This window comes from Micromonospora sp. WMMD735 (assembly GCF_049178995.1).
Lineage (GTDB): Bacteria > Actinomycetota > Actinomycetes > Mycobacteriales > Micromonosporaceae > Micromonospora > Micromonospora wenchangensis.
Genome location: NZ_JBMHMJ010000002.1, coordinates 125001 through 139959, shown reverse-complemented (window position 1 = coordinate 139959; position 14959 = coordinate 125001). Strand labels below are relative to the sequence as shown.

Below are 14959 nucleotides of genomic sequence, written 5' to 3'. Positions count from 1 at the left end.
TCAGTCGGATCGCCGGCCCAGCGCGTCGAGTTCCCGCAGCACCGGGGTGCGCTGGATGACCGCCGTGAAGCTGACCTTCTCGCTGGCCGCGGTGAGACCGGCGAGGACCGCGAGCAGACCGGCCCGGCCGAGCGGGCCGGTGCGGGCGGCCAGGGCCACCCCGAGCAGCGCGCCGAGCGCGTTGGCCCCGCTGTCGCCGATCATCACCCGCTCACCGAGGTCCTCGTCGAGCAGCCCGGCGGCGGCACCGACCGCACCGGCGGCGATACCGGCGTGCGGGCCACCGGCCAGCGGCACACCGAGCAGCACCCCGGACTTCAACGCCCGACCGGGACGCAGGTCCAGCAGGTTGAGCAGGTTGGCGGTGCCGGCGACCACGCCCGCGCCGAGCAGCACGTCGACGGTGCGGCCGAGCGCGCCGTGGCGCTGCCGGCGGGGGTGCGCGGCGACCTTCGGGTCGGCGGCGAGCAGCACGGCCGCGGCGAGCCCGGCCGCACCCACCCCGGCGACCTTGACCATGCCGGCGGTGACCCGACCGGCCCGCAGGGCGGCGAGGTGACCGGCGAAACCCTTGGCGGCCTTCTGCTCCGGGCGGGCACCCACCACGTCGTCGTAGAGGCCCACCGCGCCGGAGCCGAGACCGGCGACGAGCACCGCCGCGCCGGCCGGGACGCTGGCCGCGCCGAGCGCCCCCGCGCCGGACGCACCGACGGCCAGCGCCGGCCCGGCGGCGAGGCTGACGGTACGGCCCCGGAAGTTGGTCCGCTCCAGCGCCGGCCCTGCCGGGGAGGTACGGGCCTCCCGCAGCGCGTACCGGGCGGCGGCGGCACCGGCGGCGGCGGCGAGCAGCCGCCCGATCCCGCTCATGCGGCACCGCCGGACGGCGCGGACGGGTGGTAACCGGTCACCGGGGTACGTGGTTCGTTCACTGGGGCAGTCTAGGCACCAACGTGGCGTTGTCGCCGACGCCGTACTGACCCGTCCGCTTCTCGGTGAGCTGTTGCACCAGGGCCAGGCTGGTGACCAGCTGCCCCTGCACGGTGTTGGCGTTGTCGACGGTGGAGATCGTCTGGGCGAGGACCGGGTCGCCCCGGACCACGGCCACCAGGTTGCCCCCGGTGGAACCGTTGCCGCCGACGACGATCGCGCCGGTCCGGTCGAACTGCTCGGCGATCTTCACCACCGACTCGTCCTTCTTCGCCGAGTCCTTGTCGACGTACGGCTGCCCGCTGACCACCACCACGGCCTCGGCCGGGCCGGTGACCTTCTCCTCGCTGGTCAGGTAGCCGGCGTTGACGTACGCGGCCAGCACCGCCCGCCGGTCGGCGTCGGTCACCGCCGGGGTGCCCTGCGGCCGGTCGAGCAGGACGCTGGCCAGCAGGGCGCTGGAGGTCTCCACGCCGTTGCCGTTGCCGGGCAGCGTCGAGGCGGGGGCGGTGGGCCGGGCGGCGGTGACGGCCAACTCCATCAGGCTGGTGTTGTTGTCCGGGTTGACGAACTTGTCCTGGATGTCGACCCGACCGGTCACCGAGGCCCCGGCGGTCTGGAGCATCTTCAGCACACCCTCGGTGTGCTCCCGCCCGGTGGGCAGGCTGAGCACCATGACCCGCTTGCCGGTCAACTTACCCGGGAGGATGATCAGCGCCATCTCGGCGGCGAAGTCCTCCTCCATGTCCAGTTCCTTCTGCAGGCTGTTGACCGACTGCCGCATCTGCTGGTTGTCCTTGCGCAGCGAGTTGACGGTCTCCTTGAGCGAATCGGCGACCGGCCCGTTGAGGGCGGCCGTGCCGACCACCAGGCCGATCGCCAACGCCAGGAAGACCGCGGTCAGGGACACCACGTGGTACCGGAAGTTGATCACGCTTGCAGCCTCTTGATCGGTCGGGAGCTAGAAGAGCTGGCCGAGCTGGAACACGAAATTGTCCCACCACTCGGAGACCACACCCAAATACGCCTTGCCGACGGTGGAGACCGCCACGGCCGACGCCATCGCGGCGATCGCCGACAGGACCAGCAGCAGCAGCGACGACCCGGAGATGCTCTGCCGGTACAGCCGGCTCACCCCCTTGGCGTCGACCAGCTTCCCACCGACCTTCAACCGGGTGAGGAACGTCGAGGCCATCCCCCCGCGCCCCTTGTCCAGGAACTCCACGAGCGTGGCGTGGGTGCCCACCGCGACCAGCAGCGAGGCGCCCTTCTCGTCGGCCAGCAGCATCGCCAGGTCCTCGCTGGTCGCGGCGGCCGGGAAGGTGATGGCCGGCACCCCGAGCCCGTTGACCCGGGCCAGACCCGGCGCCCGGCCGTCCGGGTAGGCGTGCACGATCACCTCGGCGCCGCACCGCAACACGTCGTCGGTGACCGAATCCATGTCCCCGATGATCATGTCGGGGGTGTACCCCGCCTCGACCAGCGCGTCCGCCCCGCCGTCCACGCCGATCAACACCGGCTTGAACTCCCGGATGTACGGGCGCAGCACGTCCAGATCGGCCTTGTAGTCGTAACCCCGGACCACGATCAGACAGTGCCGCCCCTGCACCGGGGTCTGGATCTCGGGAACACCCACCCCGTCGAGCAGCAGGTCCCGCTCCTGACGCAGGTAGTCCATCGTGTTGGCGGCGAACGCCTCCAACTGCACCGACAGCCCCTCCCGGGCGTCGGACATCGCCTTGGCGACCGTCTCGGCATCCTGGAGGTCACCGTGCGCGACCGGCTCGTCGCCCAGGAAGACGGTGTTGCCCTCGATCCGGACGGTGTCACCCTCCCGGATCCGCTCGAACACCCCCTCGCCGAGATCGTCCAGCAGCACGATGCCGGCGCCGATCAACACCTCCGGACCGAGGTTCGGATACCGGCCCGACACCGACGGCTTGGCGTTGAGCACCGCCGCGACACCGACCGCGACCAGCGAATCGGCCGCCACCCGGTCCAGGTCGACATGGTCGATCACCGCGATGTCGCCGGGGCGGAGCCGGCCGACCAGCCGCTTCGTACGGCGATCCAGACGTGCGGTGCCGAGAACTGAGTCCGGTTCCGCGTTCCGGGCCCGGCGCAACGTGGGTAGACGCATCGTGACCATCCTGGCATGGGAGGCAGGCATTTTCGTCGCGACATGCCTGAGCAGGGCCGCCTACCCAGGGAAGCACACCAGAGCGCAGGCCGGTGTGCCTCCGCTCACAATCGTTGCCCTCAGGGCCGCCTTTCCTTCGCCGCAACGGCCAGCAACTCCTCGGCATGCGCGATACCCAGATCCGAATCCGGCAAACCCGCGAGCATCCGCGCCAACTCCCGGGCCCGCTCGGTGTCCTCCACCACCCGCACCCCGCTGGTCGTCACCGCACCCCCGGTGTCCTTCGCCACCACCAGGTGCCGGTCGGCGAACGCCGCCACCTGCGGCAGGTGCGTCACCACCAACACCTGGTGACTACGCGCCAACCGCGCCAACCGCCTACCGATCTCCACCGCCGCCTGCCCACCCACACCCGCGTCGACCTCGTCGAACACCAACGTCGGCGGACCACCCGAACCGGCGAACACCACCTCGATGGCGAGCATCACCCGCGACAGCTCACCCCCGGAGGCGCCCCGCTGCAACGGCAACGACGGCGCACCCGGATGCGCCAGCAACCGCAACTCCACCTCGTCCGCGCCGTCCGGACCGACCCCGCACTGCACCCCGTTGACCGGCAACGTCGGCTCCGACCGGCCCGCCGGCCGGGGCAGCACCGCCACCTCGATCCGCGCGTGCGGCATCGCCAACCCCGCCAACTCCACCGTCACCTGCTCGGCGAACCGCACCGCCGCCTCCTGCCGCGACGCCGACAACCGCCCCGCCAACTCGGCCACCTCACCGGCGAGGCGCTGCGCCTCCCGGTCCAGCTCGTCGAGCAACTCGTCGGAGGTGTCCAGGTCGGACAGCCGGGTCCGGGCCCGCTCCGCCCACGCGATCACCCCGTCGACGTCGTCGGCGTACTTACGGGTCAACGCCCGCAACGCGGCCCGCCGCTCGTAGATCGTCTGCAACCGGGCCGGGTCGGCGTCCAACGCCGCCAGATACGTCGACAACTCCGCCGACACGTCCGCCACCAGGGTCGCCGCCTCCTCCAACCGGCCGGCCAACTCACCCAGCGCCGGATCGGTGCCCGCCTGCGCCTCCAGGGTCCGCCGGGCCGTGCCCAGCAGCGCCGTCGCATCCGGCGTGTCGTCGGCCGCCTCCACCCCACCGGCCACGCACACGTGCGCCAACTGCGCCGCCGTCCGCAACCCCTCGGCATGCTCCAGCCGCTGCGCCTCGGCCTTCAACTCGTCGTCCTCACCCGGCTGCGGATCGACCCGGGTGATCTCGTCGAGGCCCAGCCGCAGCAGATCGGCCTCCTGGTGCCGGGCCCGGGCGTTACTGCGCCGGTCGGCCAGATCGTCGACCACCTGCCGCCACCGCCCGTACGCCTCCCGCAGCGCGTCCACCAGCTTCTCGTGCCCCGGCCCGGCGAACCGGTCCAGCGCCGCCCGCTGCTCGGCCGGCCGCAGCAACCGCAACTGGTCGGACTGGCCGTGCACCGCCACCACCTGCTCGCCGACCTCACCGAGCATCGACACCGGCATGCTCCGGCCACCCAGATGGGCCCGGGACCGCCCCTCCACCGTCACCGTCCGGCTCATCAGCAGCGAACCGTCGTCGTCGGGCCCGCCACCGGCGTCCACGATCCGGGCGTGCACCACGTCGGCCACCCGGCCGTCGAGCCGCAACCGCCCCTCGACCGTCGCCCGCCCCGGCGCGGCCCGCACCCGACCCGCGTCGGCCCGCCCGCCGAACAGCAGGCCGAGACCGGTCACCACCATCGTCTTGCCGGCACCGGTCTCACCGGTGATGACGTTCATCCCGCCGGCCAGCGGCAGGGTGGTGTCCTCGATGACGCCCAGTCCGGTGATCCGCAGCTCTTCCAGCACAGCACCCGACAGTAGACGCGTGCTGCGACAGTTGACCAGCCGGCACGGGGCACCACACCGGCAGGAAATCCTCCACCCGCCCGCCACCGGCACCGCGCCGCTGGTCGACGGCCCCGCAGGTGACCACGGACACCCCTACCGGCCCCGATCAGCGGCGACTACCGCGCCAACCCTGCACCGGCAGATCGAACTTCGCCACCAGCCGGTCGGTGAACGGCCGGTCCCGCAACCGCACCACCCGCACCGGCAACGCACCCCGACGCACCGTCACCGTCGCCCCCGGCGGCAGGTCGTAGACCCGCCGGCCGTCACAACACAACACCGCCAACGTGGTGAACGGATCGACCGTGATGACGAACGTGGACGTCGGCGCGGTCACCAGCGGCCGACTGAACAACGCGTGCGCGCTGATCGGCACCAACAGCAGCGCCTCCACCTCCGGCCAGACCACCGGCCCCCCACCGGAGAACGCGTACGCCGTCGACCCCGTCGGCGTGGCACACACCACACCGTCGCAGCCGTACCGGGACAGCGGACGACCGTCCACGTCGACCAGCAGCTCCAGCATCTGGGCGCGCTCGCCCTTCTCGACGCTGATCTCGTTGAGCGCCCACGACTCGATCGTCGGGCCACCCTCGAACTCGGCCGTGACGTCGAGGGTGAGCCGTTCGTCCACCGTGTAGTTGCGCCCCACCACGTCCCGCACCGCCGTGTCGAGATCGTCGATCTCGGCCTCGGCCAGGAAACCCACCTTGCCCAGGTTGATCCCGAGCAACGGCACCTTCGCCGGCCGGGCCAGCTCCGCCGCCCGCAGGAACGTGCCGTCCCCGCCGAGCGCGAAGACGATCTCGGCACCCTCCGCCGCCTGGAGACCGTCCACCGGCACCACCCCGGGCAGGTCGAGATCATCGGCCTCCTCGGCCACCACCCGCACCTCGAAACCGGCCGCGATCAGGTCGGCGGCCACCGCCCGGGCATGCTCGGTGCTGCGCCGCCGCCCGGTGTGCGTCACCAGCAGCGCCGTCCGGCTCACCGGTGCCACCACCCGCGCCACGCCCGGCCCGCCCCACCATCGTCGAGGTCCACCGGACCCGCCTCCCGTCCGCCCTCGCGGGACACCGTCCCGACGCCGCCCACCACGCTCACCCTGCCACCTTCCCCGACTCCGGGTCCGGCCCGGGGCCGTTCGGCCCGGCGTCCACCACGGCGCGCACCCGCCCGGGATCGGCCGGCGGCGCGTCCCGGCGCAACCACACGAAGAACTCCACGTTGCCACTCGGCCCCGGCAGCGGACTGGCCGCCACGTCCGCCAGCCCCAGCCCGAGCCCGGCCGCCGTCGCCGCCACCTCCAGCACCGCCTCGGCCCGCAGCGCCGGATCACGCACCACCCCGCCCGCGCCGACCCGCTCCCTGCCCACCTCGAACTGCGGCTTCACCATCAGCGCCAGGTCCCCGTCGGAACGGGTGCAGCCCGCCAGCGCGGGCAGCACCAACCGCAGGGAGATGAACGACAGGTCCGCCACCGTCAGGTCCACCGCCCCACCGATCACCTCCGGGGTCAGCGTCCGCACGTTGGTCCGGTCCATCGCCCGCACCCGGTCGTCGGTCCGCAACGACCAGGCGAGCTGCCCGTAGCCGACGTCCACCGCGACCACCTCGGCCGCGTCGGCGCGCAACAGCACGTCGGTGAACCCCCCGGTCGACGCCCCGGCGTCCAGGCACCGCCGGCCCGCCACCCGCAACCCACCGGGACCGAACGCGGCCAGCGCGCCGGCCAGCTTGTGCCCACCCCGGGAGACGTACTCGTCGATCGGGTCCGCCCCGGTCACCAGCAGCGGATCGGCCGGGTCGACCATCGCGGCGGCCTTGCGCGCGGGCACCCCGCGCAACTGGACCCGACCGGCCTCGATCAACGCGCCGGCCTGCTCCCGGGACCGGGCCAGGCCGCGACGGACGAGTTCGGCGTCGAGCCGGGTACGACGTGCCATGGGGGTGGTTCTCTCCGGTCAGGTCTGGTCGATGGTGGCGAGGGTTTCCCGCAACGTCTGGTACGCCGCCTCGTACTGCGCGATCTGGTCGGCCGGGGACAGGCCCTCGGCGTTGGCCATCGCCCGCACGGCGGCGTCCACGGCCGGATGCCGGGCGTCGTCGACCTCGTCGTCGTGCCCGACGGCGGGCGGCGGCCCGGGCCGGGCGGCGGGCGGCGGCCCGGGCCGGGCAGCCGGCGGACCAGGCCGGCCGACCGGCGGCGGGCCTGGTGTCCCGGCCCCCGACGGGACGGGACGGCCGACGGGCGGGCCGGGTGTCCCGGCGGGGGGCGGGCCGGGGCGCAACGGGCCGGTCACGACCGGCTCCCCACGGGACGGCTCACCCGGCACCACCGGAGCCGTCGTGGCCAGGAGTCCCCTTCCCGGGCGGGGGAGCACCCCGGTCGGCTCCGGTCGACCGGGCGGCCGACGGGGCCGTGTCCGCCGCCGGCCCTGCCTTCTTCGCCACCGCCTTCTTCGCGACCGCCTTCTTCGCCACCGCCTTCGGGGCCGTCGTCGCCACCGTCGTCGGGGTCACCGCCTTCTTCGCCACCGCCTTCTTGGCGACGGCCTTCTTCGCCACGACCCCGGTCGACGCTCGGGCGGTCCCGGCCGCCGCGTCGGCCACCGTCGCGGGAGCCGGCCCGGCCGCCGCAGCGGCCCCGGACTCCACGCCCGTGTCACGGGCCGTACCGGCACCGCCGGTCGACGGTACGGTCGTATCCGGTGCCGTGTCACCGACCGGCGACCCGCCCGGTCCGCCCTTCGCCTCGCGGAGCTGCCGTTCCAGCTCGTGCACCCGGCGGGTCAGCTCGGCGACCTCGTCGGCCGTCGCCAGCCCCACCGCACCGAGCGCCCGGTCGACCTCGAAGCGGACCAGCTTGGTCAGCGCCTCCCGGTTCGCCGCGCCGGTGGCGAGAAGTTCCTCGGCGAGCGCCTGCAACTGGACGGCCGTCGCGCCGCCCGTGCCGGCCAACCGCCGGGCGGCGTCCTGGGCCCTCTTCCGGGGCGCCTCCGTCAGGCCCAGGGCCAGCTCCAGGTAGGCGCGCCACGCGTCCTGCATGACTCAAGTCCTTCCGCGGGGGCAGTGTGCGGCCCTCACGCTACCGGGCGCCCCGGGCCGTCCCTTGCGGTACGGTGCCGGAAAACGGCGTGGCGGGTACGAAGGAGACGATGTGGCAAGCGTGGACGAGTGCCGACAGGCCCTGCGGGATCTTGCCGACCGGTTGGACCGGCACGCCGAAGCGTCCAGCAAGATCGATCTGGACCGGACCCTGGCCTGCCGGATCACCGATCTGGAGACCGCGTTCCACGGCCGGATCGAAGGCGGCCGGCTGGTCGATCTCGCCGACGGCGACGACCCGAAGGCGAAGATCGCCCTGATCACCTCCAGTGACGACCTCGTCGCCCTGGTACGCGGCCAGCTCGACGTCACCAAGGCGGTGGCCGCCCGCCGGATCTCCATCAAGGCCAGCCCGTTCGACCTGCTGAAGCTACGCAAGCTGCTCTGAGCCGCAGCCCGGCGACGAGCGGGCCGGCACCGATGCCCGGTGCCGGCCCGCTCCGCCGTCAGATGGCGAGACCTCAGGTGGCGAGACCTCAGGTGGCCAGGCCGAACCCGGCCAACGCCTGCTCCGCCTCCGGCGAGGCCGGGCGGACGTCCGCTCCGGTACCCGCCTCCCAGGCGACCGCGCACAGCACGGCCAGCGCGTCCAACGGCCGGCCGGCACCGCTCAGCTCCACCGCACCGTCCACCACCGCCGCCGCCCAGCCACCGGCCTGCGGGGCACCGGGGACCCGGACCACCGCCGTCGGATCGAAGAGCCCGGCCAGGTCGGCCGCCACGTGGGTCGGCCGCCGCTGCTCGGGGGCACCCAACAGCTCGGGTACGTCGCTGACGCCGGTGAGCACCAACAGGCTGTCCAGCCCGGCCCGGCGGGCACCCTCGATGTCGGTGTCCAGCCGGTCACCGACCACCAACGTCCGGCCGGTGCCGGCACGCCGGGCGGCCGTGGTGAACAGCGCCGGCTCGGGCTTGCCGACGACCACGTCGGGTGCCCGGTCCAGAGCGTGCCGCAGGGCGGCCACCAGCGACCCGTTGCCGGGCAGCGGGCCCCGCCCACTCGGCAGCGTCCGGTCCGTGTTGGTGGCCACCCAGGTCGCCCCGGCCCGGATCGCCACCGACGCCTCGGCCAGGTCCACCCAGCCCACCTGCGGGCCGTACCCCTGCACGACGGCGACCGGCGCGGCGTCGGCGCGGTCGACGGGGGTGAGCCCGACGGCGCTGATCTCGGCGCGCAGCGCCTCGGCACCGACGACGAGCACCGCCGCGCCGGCCGGCAGCCGGTCCCGCAGCAACTCCGCGGAGGCGGCGGCCGAGGTGAGCACCTCCGCCGGGTCAGCCGGTACGCCGATGCCGGTGAGCAGGTCGGCGACCTCGCTGGAGCGCCGCGAGGCGTTGTTCGTGGCGAACGCCACCGACCGGCCCTCGGCCCGCAACGCGCCCAGGGCCTCGACCGCGCCGGGGATCGGCCGGTCGATCAGGTAGATCACTCCATCCAGGTCGAAGACGACCAGGGTGTACCCGTCGATCAGCCGGTCCCCGGCGACTGCGGTCATCGCTGGTCCGCCTCCGCCGCCGCGCCGTCGACCGCCCGCACCCCGCCCGGAGCCGTCGCCTCGTCGACGCCGGTGGCCGGGGACGCGACGGTGCCGGGTCGGTCGTCCACGGACGTCCCCGCGACGTCGTCGACGTCCCGTGCGGCACCGGCAGGCAGGTCGTCACCGGCACGGTCGTCCCGGTCGGCGTCGCGGACGTCCTCGGCGGCGTCGGGGGTGTCCCGTCCGGCCTCGGCGGCGTCCGGCCGAGTCAGCGCGACACCCTCGTCCTCGTCGTCACGGTCGTCGTGGCTGTCGCGAGCCTCGTCGTCGTCGAAGTCGTCGTCGTCCTCGTCACGGTCGTCGGCGGCCAGCCGGGCCCCGGCGTCCGGGTCGGCCGGCAGCGTGCCGGTGGCCTCCCCCGCGGCGGCGGGCTCCTCGACCGGCTCGTCGTCCTCGTCGTCGCCCTCGATCACCACGCCGTCGAGTTCCAGCAGCCGCTCCGGCGCGTCGGTCTCCCCGTCGGTGTCCACGTCGGCGGCCCGCGAGAACCACTCCCGGGCCTCCTCACGGCGGTCCACCGCGAGCAGCGCGTCCGCGTACGCGTACCGCAGCCGCGCGGTCCAGGGCTCGGCCACGTCGGTGGTCAGCTCCGGAACCTGGAGCATCGCCACCGCCGCGTCCTTCTGCCCCAGGTCACCCCGGGCACCCGCGGCGACGATCAGCAGTTCGACCGCGACGGCCTTGTCGAGCTTGTCGTTGTCGGCCCCCCGGAACAGGTCGATCGCCCGCTCCGGCCGCCCCAGCGCCCGCTCGCAGTCGGCCAGCACGGCCAGGTGGCTCTGCAGGCCGGTCATCCGGTGGTACGTGCGCAGCTCGGCGATCGCCGTCTGCCACTCCCCCGCGTGGTACGCGGCCAGGCCGACCGCCTCACGTACGGCGGAGATCCGGGCGGCCAGCCGCCGGGCCGCCATCGCGTGGGCCAACGCCTCCGCCGGGTCCTCGTCGATCAGCTGACCGGTGGCGACCAGGTGCCGGGCGACGGTCTCCGCCACCGGCTTGTTCAACGACAGCAGCTCCGCGCGGACGGCCGTGTCGAGGTCACTCGCGGAGATCTCGTCCGGCAGCACCGGCGCGACCGCCCGGCCGTCGGTCTCGTCCCGACGTTCCCGGTCGGGGCCGAACCCGCCCTCCCGGCGGCGGTCGTCCCCCCGCTGGTCGTCCCGGCGCGGCCGGTCGTGACCACCGCGCTCGCCGCCCCGGAAACCGCCGTCACGACGGTCACCGCCGCGCGAGTCGTCACCACGGAAGCCGCCTTCGCGACGATCCCCGCCCCGGAAACCACCATCCCGGGAGTCACCGTCTCGGCGGAAACCGCCGGAGCGGGAGTCACCGTCACGCGGGCCCGACCGGAAGCCGCCCTCACGACGCTCACCGCCGAAGCCGCCCTCACGACGGTCGCCACCCCGGAAACCACCCTCGCGGCGGTCACCGCCGAAGCCGCCTTCGCGACGATCCCCGCCCCGGAAACCACCGTCACGGGAGTCACCGTCGCGACGGAAGCCGCCCTCACGGCGATCGCCGCCGAAGCCACCGGGTCGACGGTCGCCGCCCCGGAAACCGCCCTCGCGCGGGCCTGACCGGAAGCCACCACGGTCACCACGCGAATCGTCACGACGCTCACCGCCCCGGAAACCACCGCCCCGGAAACCACCGTCACGGGAGTCACCGTCACGACGGAAACCACCGGACCGCGAGTCACCGTCACGCGGACCCGACCGGAAACCACCCTCACGACGCTCACCGGAGAAGCCACCCTCACGGCGATCGCCACCCCGGAAAGCACCATCACGGGAGTCACCATCGCGACGGAAACCACCGGGCCGCGAGTCACCGTCACGCGGACCCGACCGGGAGCCGCCCTCACGGCGATCGCCGCCCCGGAAACCGCCTTCGCGGGAGTCACCACCGCGGAAGCCACCCTCGCGGGAGTCGCCGCCCCGGAAACCACCTTCGCGCGGGCCTGACCGGAAACCACCACGGTCTCCACGCGAATCGTCACGACGCTCACCGCCCCGGAAACCACCCTCGCGGGAGTCACCGTCACGACGGAAACCACCGGACCGCGAGTCACCGTCACGCGGACCCGACCGGAAACCACCCTCACGACGCTCACCGGAGAAGCCACCCTCACGGCGATCGCCGCCGAAGCCACCAGGTCGACGGTCGCCGCCCCGGAAACCACCCTCGCGGGAGTCACCGTCGCGACGGAAACCACCGGGGCGGGAGTCGCCATCACGCGGACCCGACCGGAAACTGCCCTCACGACGCTCACCGGAGAAGCCGCCCTCACGACGGTCACCACCCCGGAAACCGCCCTCACGCGGGCCTGACCGGAAACCACCACGGTCACCACGCGAATCGTCACGACGCTCACCGCCCCGGAAACCACCGTCCCGGGAGTCACCGTCACGACGGAAACCACCGGGGCGGGAGTCACCATCACGCGGACCCGACCGGAAACCGCCCTCACGACGCTCACCGGAGAAGCCGCCCTCACGGCGATCGCCGCTGCGGAAGCCGCCGTTTCGTGGTGTGTCACCGTCACGGCGGAAACCACCCTCGCGGCGGTCGCCACCCCGGAAACCACCGTCACGGGAGTCACCATCGCGACGGAAACCACCGGGGCGGGAGTCACCGGTACGCGGGGCCGACCGGAAACCGCCCTCGCGCCGATCGCCGCCCCGGGGCCCACCCCGCGAGGCACCGCGGTCGTCGCGGTCGCCACGGTACGGGGGACGGTCGTCCCGGCGGGGCCCGGCGTCCCGCCCCTGGGGACGGTCGGAACGGTCTTCGTATCGCGGACGGTCTCCGCCCTGCGGTCCTGAACTCACAGGTACATCCTTCCTGATTGCGCCAACCACGGCGCGACGCAGTCGAGGGCCGACCCGGATGGGGCGGCCCTCGACTGGAAGATTGTCCGGCGGTGTCCTACTCTCCCACACCCTCCCGAGTGCAGTACCATCGGCGCTGGAGGGCTTAGCTTCCGGGTTCGGAATGTGACCGGGCGTTTCCCCTCCGCCATGACCGCCGTAACACTATGAACATATCAAACAACACACACACCCACAAAAAACCACTACCACCCTGTGGGGGGTTGTTCGGTGTTTGTTCAGAGTTGCACAGTGGACGCGTAGCAGCCTTGTTATCAAGTCCTCGGCCTATTAGTACCGGTCAACTCAACCCGTTACCGAGCTTACATTTCCGGCCTATCAACCCAGTCGTCTAGCTGGGGGCCTTACCCCCACAAAGTGGGGTGGGATACCTCATCTTGAAGCAGGCTTCCCGCTTAGATGCTTTCAGCGGTTATCCCTTCCGAACGTAGCTAACCAGCCGTGCCCCTGGCGGGACAACTGGCACACCAGAGGTTCGTCCGTCCCGGTCCTCTCGTACTAGGGACAGCCCTTCTCAAGTATCCTACGCGCACGGCGGATAGGGACCGAACTGTCTCACGACGTTCTAAACCCAGCTCGCGTACCGCTTTAATGGGCGAACAGCCCAACCCTTGGGACCTGCTACAGCCCCAGGATGCGACGAGCCGACATCGAGGTGCCAAACCATCCCGTCGATATGGACTCTTGGGGAAGATCAGCCTGTTATCCCCGGGGTACCTTTTATCCGTTGAGCGACACCGCTTCCACACGCAAGTGCCGGATCACTAGTCCCGACTTTCGTCCCTGCTCGACCTGTCAGTCTCACAGTCAAGCTCCCTTGTGCACTTGCACTCAACACCTGATTGCCAACCAGGCTGAGGGAACCTTTGGGCGCCTCCGTTACCCTTTAGGAGGCAACCGCCCCAGTTAAACTACCCACCAGACACTGTCCCTGAACCGGATAACGGTCCGAAGTTAGATACCCAAATCAACCAGAGTGGTATTTCAAGATTGCCTCCACCCATACTGGCGTACAGGTTTCACCGGCTCCCACCTATCCTACACAAGTCCATTCAGATACCAATGTCAAGCTATAGTAAAGGTCCCGGGGTCTTTCCGTCCTGCCGCGCGTAACGAGCATCTTTACTCGTACTGCAATTTCGCCGGGCCTGTGGTTGAGACAGTGGGGAAGTCGTTACGCCATTCGTGCAGGTCGGAACTTACCCGACAAGGAATTTCGCTACCTTAGGATGGTTATAGTTACCACCGCCGTTTACTGGCGCTTAAGTTCTCCGCTTCGCCCCCGAAAGAGCTAACAGGTCCCCTTAACGTTCCAGCACCGGGCAGGCGTCAGTCCATATACATCGAATTACTTCTTCGCATGGACCTGTGTTTTTAGTAAACAGTCGCTTCCCCCTGCTCTCTGCGGCCATACAACGCTCCACCCGCACGGGGCTTCACGTCTCCGGCCCCCCTTCTCCCTAAGTTACGGGGGCAATTTGCCGAGTTCCTTAACCACAGTTCGCCCGATCGCCTCGGTATTCTCTACCTGACCACCTGTGTCGGTTTGGGGTACGGGCCGCTCGAAACTCGCTAGAGGCTTTTCTCGGCAGCATAGGATCACTGACTTCACCTGAATCGGCTCGGCATCACGTCTCAGCCTCCATGCGGTGCGGATTTACCTACACCACGGCCTACACGCTTACCCCGGCACAACCACCGGCCGGGCTCAGCTACCTTCCTGCGTCACCCCATCGCTTGACTACTACCCGCCAGGTTCCCACGCTCCCCAACCTCAACCCGAAGGTCTCGGCTGGTTCGGGTGGTTAGCACAACGAGGTTCATCAGGGACGCTCCTTCGCGGGTACGGGAATATCAACCCGTTGTCCATCGACTACGCCTCTCGGCCTCGCCTTAGGTCCCGACTCACCCAGGGCGGATTAGCCTGGCCCTGGAACCCTTGGTCATCCGGCGGAAGGGTTTCTCACCCTTCTTTCGCTACTCATGCCTGCATTCTCACTCGTGCCGCGTCCACAACTGGGTCACCCCGCTGCTTCACCCCCGGCACGACGCTCCCCTACCCATCCACACACCTGCACGCACCATCAAGGGTACGCGTGGTTAAAATGTGAATGCCACAGCTTCGGCGGTGTGCTTGAGCCCCGCTACATTGTCGGCGCGGAACCACTTGACCAGTGAGCTATTACGCACTCTTTAAAGGGTGGCTGCTTCTAAGCCAACCTCCTGGTTGTCTATGCGACCCCACATCCTTTTCCACTTAGCACACGCTTAGGGGCCTTAGCTGGTGATCTGGGCTGTTTCCCTCTCGACTACGAAGCTTATCCCCCGCAGTCTCACTGCCGCGCTCTCACTTACCGGCATTCGGAGTTTGGCTGATTTCGGTAAGCTTGTAGGCCCCCTAGACCATCCAGTGCTCTACCTCCGGCAAGAAACACA

Annotated in this window: 12 protein-coding genes and 2 rRNA genes (1 of these 14 running past the window's edge); 1 reads left to right on the top strand and 13 read right to left on the bottom strand. The window is 71.1% G+C overall.

Features of this window, described 5'->3' with window-relative positions:
* The 8 genes from ACN268_RS01020 to ACN268_RS00985 form a co-directional block, all read right to left on the bottom strand.
* Positions 1–867, bottom strand: a complete 867-nt coding sequence (locus ACN268_RS01020; RefSeq protein ID WP_421481280.1) for a hypothetical protein — start codon at positions 865–867, stop codon at positions 1–3.
* 58 nt (positions 868–925) lie between these two features.
* Positions 926–1861, bottom strand: a complete 936-nt coding sequence (locus tag ACN268_RS01015) for a copper transporter (protein ID WP_421481279.1) — start codon at positions 1859–1861, stop codon at positions 926–928.
* A gap of 27 nt (positions 1862–1888) precedes the next feature.
* The gene (gene steA, locus ACN268_RS01010; RefSeq protein ID WP_421481278.1) at positions 1889–3067 is read right to left on the bottom strand and encodes a putative cytokinetic ring protein SteA; all 1179 of its coding nucleotides are present in this window, start codon (positions 3065–3067) and stop codon (positions 1889–1891) included.
* Between the two features lie 119 nt (positions 3068–3186).
* Entirely contained in the window at positions 3187–4944 is a 1758-nt protein-coding gene (recN, locus tag ACN268_RS01005; RefSeq protein ID WP_421481277.1) for a DNA repair protein RecN, read from the bottom strand.
* Between the two features lie 148 nt (positions 4945–5092).
* Positions 5093–5977: an NAD kinase gene (locus ACN268_RS01000; protein ID WP_204928604.1), complete on the bottom strand. Its 885-nt coding sequence runs from the start codon at positions 5975–5977 to the stop codon at positions 5093–5095.
* Positions 5978–6086: 109 nt separating this feature from the next.
* Positions 6087–6932 carry a TlyA family RNA methyltransferase gene (locus ACN268_RS00995; protein ID WP_421481276.1) on the bottom strand — a complete coding sequence of 282 codons (846 nt, stop codon included), beginning with the start codon at positions 6930–6932 and terminating at the stop codon, positions 6087–6089.
* A gap of 18 nt (positions 6933–6950) precedes the next feature.
* On the bottom strand, positions 6951–7277 hold the full coding sequence (locus ACN268_RS00990) for a hypothetical protein (protein ID WP_421486785.1): 327 nt from the start codon (positions 7275–7277) through the stop codon (positions 6951–6953).
* Positions 7278–7311: 34 nt separating this feature from the next.
* Positions 7312–8034, bottom strand: a complete 723-nt coding sequence (locus ACN268_RS00985; protein ID WP_421481275.1) for a phasin family protein — start codon at positions 8032–8034, stop codon at positions 7312–7314.
* Positions 8035–8146: 112 nt separating this feature from the next.
* On the opposite strand from ACN268_RS00985, the gene ACN268_RS00980 reads away from it, so the two are divergent.
* On the top strand, positions 8147–8482 hold the full coding sequence (locus tag ACN268_RS00980) for an SCP2 sterol-binding domain-containing protein (RefSeq protein ID WP_421481274.1): 336 nt from the start codon (positions 8147–8149) through the stop codon (positions 8480–8482).
* 88 nt (positions 8483–8570) lie between these two features.
* Here ACN268_RS00980 and ACN268_RS00975 read toward each other — a convergent pair whose 3' ends face one another.
* The 5 genes from ACN268_RS00975 to ACN268_RS00955 all read right to left on the bottom strand — a co-directional run.
* On the bottom strand, positions 8571–9590 hold the full coding sequence (locus ACN268_RS00975; RefSeq protein ID WP_421481273.1) for an HAD-IIA family hydrolase: 1020 nt from the start codon (positions 9588–9590) through the stop codon (positions 8571–8573).
* On the bottom strand, positions 9587–10543 hold the full coding sequence (locus ACN268_RS00970) for a Replicase polyprotein 1ab (protein ID WP_421486784.1): 957 nt from the start codon (positions 10541–10543) through the stop codon (positions 9587–9589). The genes ACN268_RS00975 and ACN268_RS00970 overlap by 4 nt, the downstream gene beginning before the upstream one ends.
* A gap of 89 nt (positions 10544–10632) precedes the next feature.
* Complete coding sequence (locus ACN268_RS00965; protein ID WP_421481272.1) at positions 10633–12225, bottom strand: hypothetical protein; 1593 nt, start codon at positions 12223–12225, stop codon at positions 10633–10635.
* 322 nt (positions 12226–12547) lie between these two features.
* Positions 12548–12664: ribosomal RNA gene (gene rrf, locus ACN268_RS00960) — 5S ribosomal RNA — on the bottom strand.
* 109 nt (positions 12665–12773) lie between these two features.
* Positions 12774–14959: ribosomal RNA gene (locus tag ACN268_RS00955) — 23S ribosomal RNA — on the bottom strand (it continues 927 nt past the right edge of the window).

What these genes read in the sequence shown, in the direction of transcription:
- ACN268_RS01020 (WP_421481280.1), bottom strand. Translation starts at nt 867, where the DNA reads ATGAGCGGGATCGGGCGGCTGCTCGCCGCCGCCGCCGGTGCCGCCGCC.
- steA (WP_421481278.1), bottom strand. Translation starts at nt 3,067, where the DNA reads ATGCGTCTACCCACGTTGCGCCGGGCCCGGAACGCGGAACCGGACTCA.
- ACN268_RS00995 (WP_421481276.1), bottom strand. Translation starts at nt 6,932, where the DNA reads ATGGCACGTCGTACCCGGCTCGACGCCGAACTCGTCCGTCGCGGCCTG.
- ACN268_RS00985 (WP_421481275.1), bottom strand. Translation starts at nt 8,034, where the DNA reads ATGCAGGACGCGTGGCGCGCCTACCTGGAGCTGGCCCTGGGCCTGACG.
- ACN268_RS00975 (WP_421481273.1), bottom strand. Translation starts at nt 9,590, where the DNA reads ATGACCGCAGTCGCCGGGGACCGGCTGATCGACGGGTACACCCTGGTC.
- ACN268_RS00970 (WP_421486784.1), bottom strand. Translation starts at nt 10,543, where the DNA reads ATGGCGGCCCGGCGGCTGGCCGCCCGGATCTCCGCCGTACGTGAGGCG.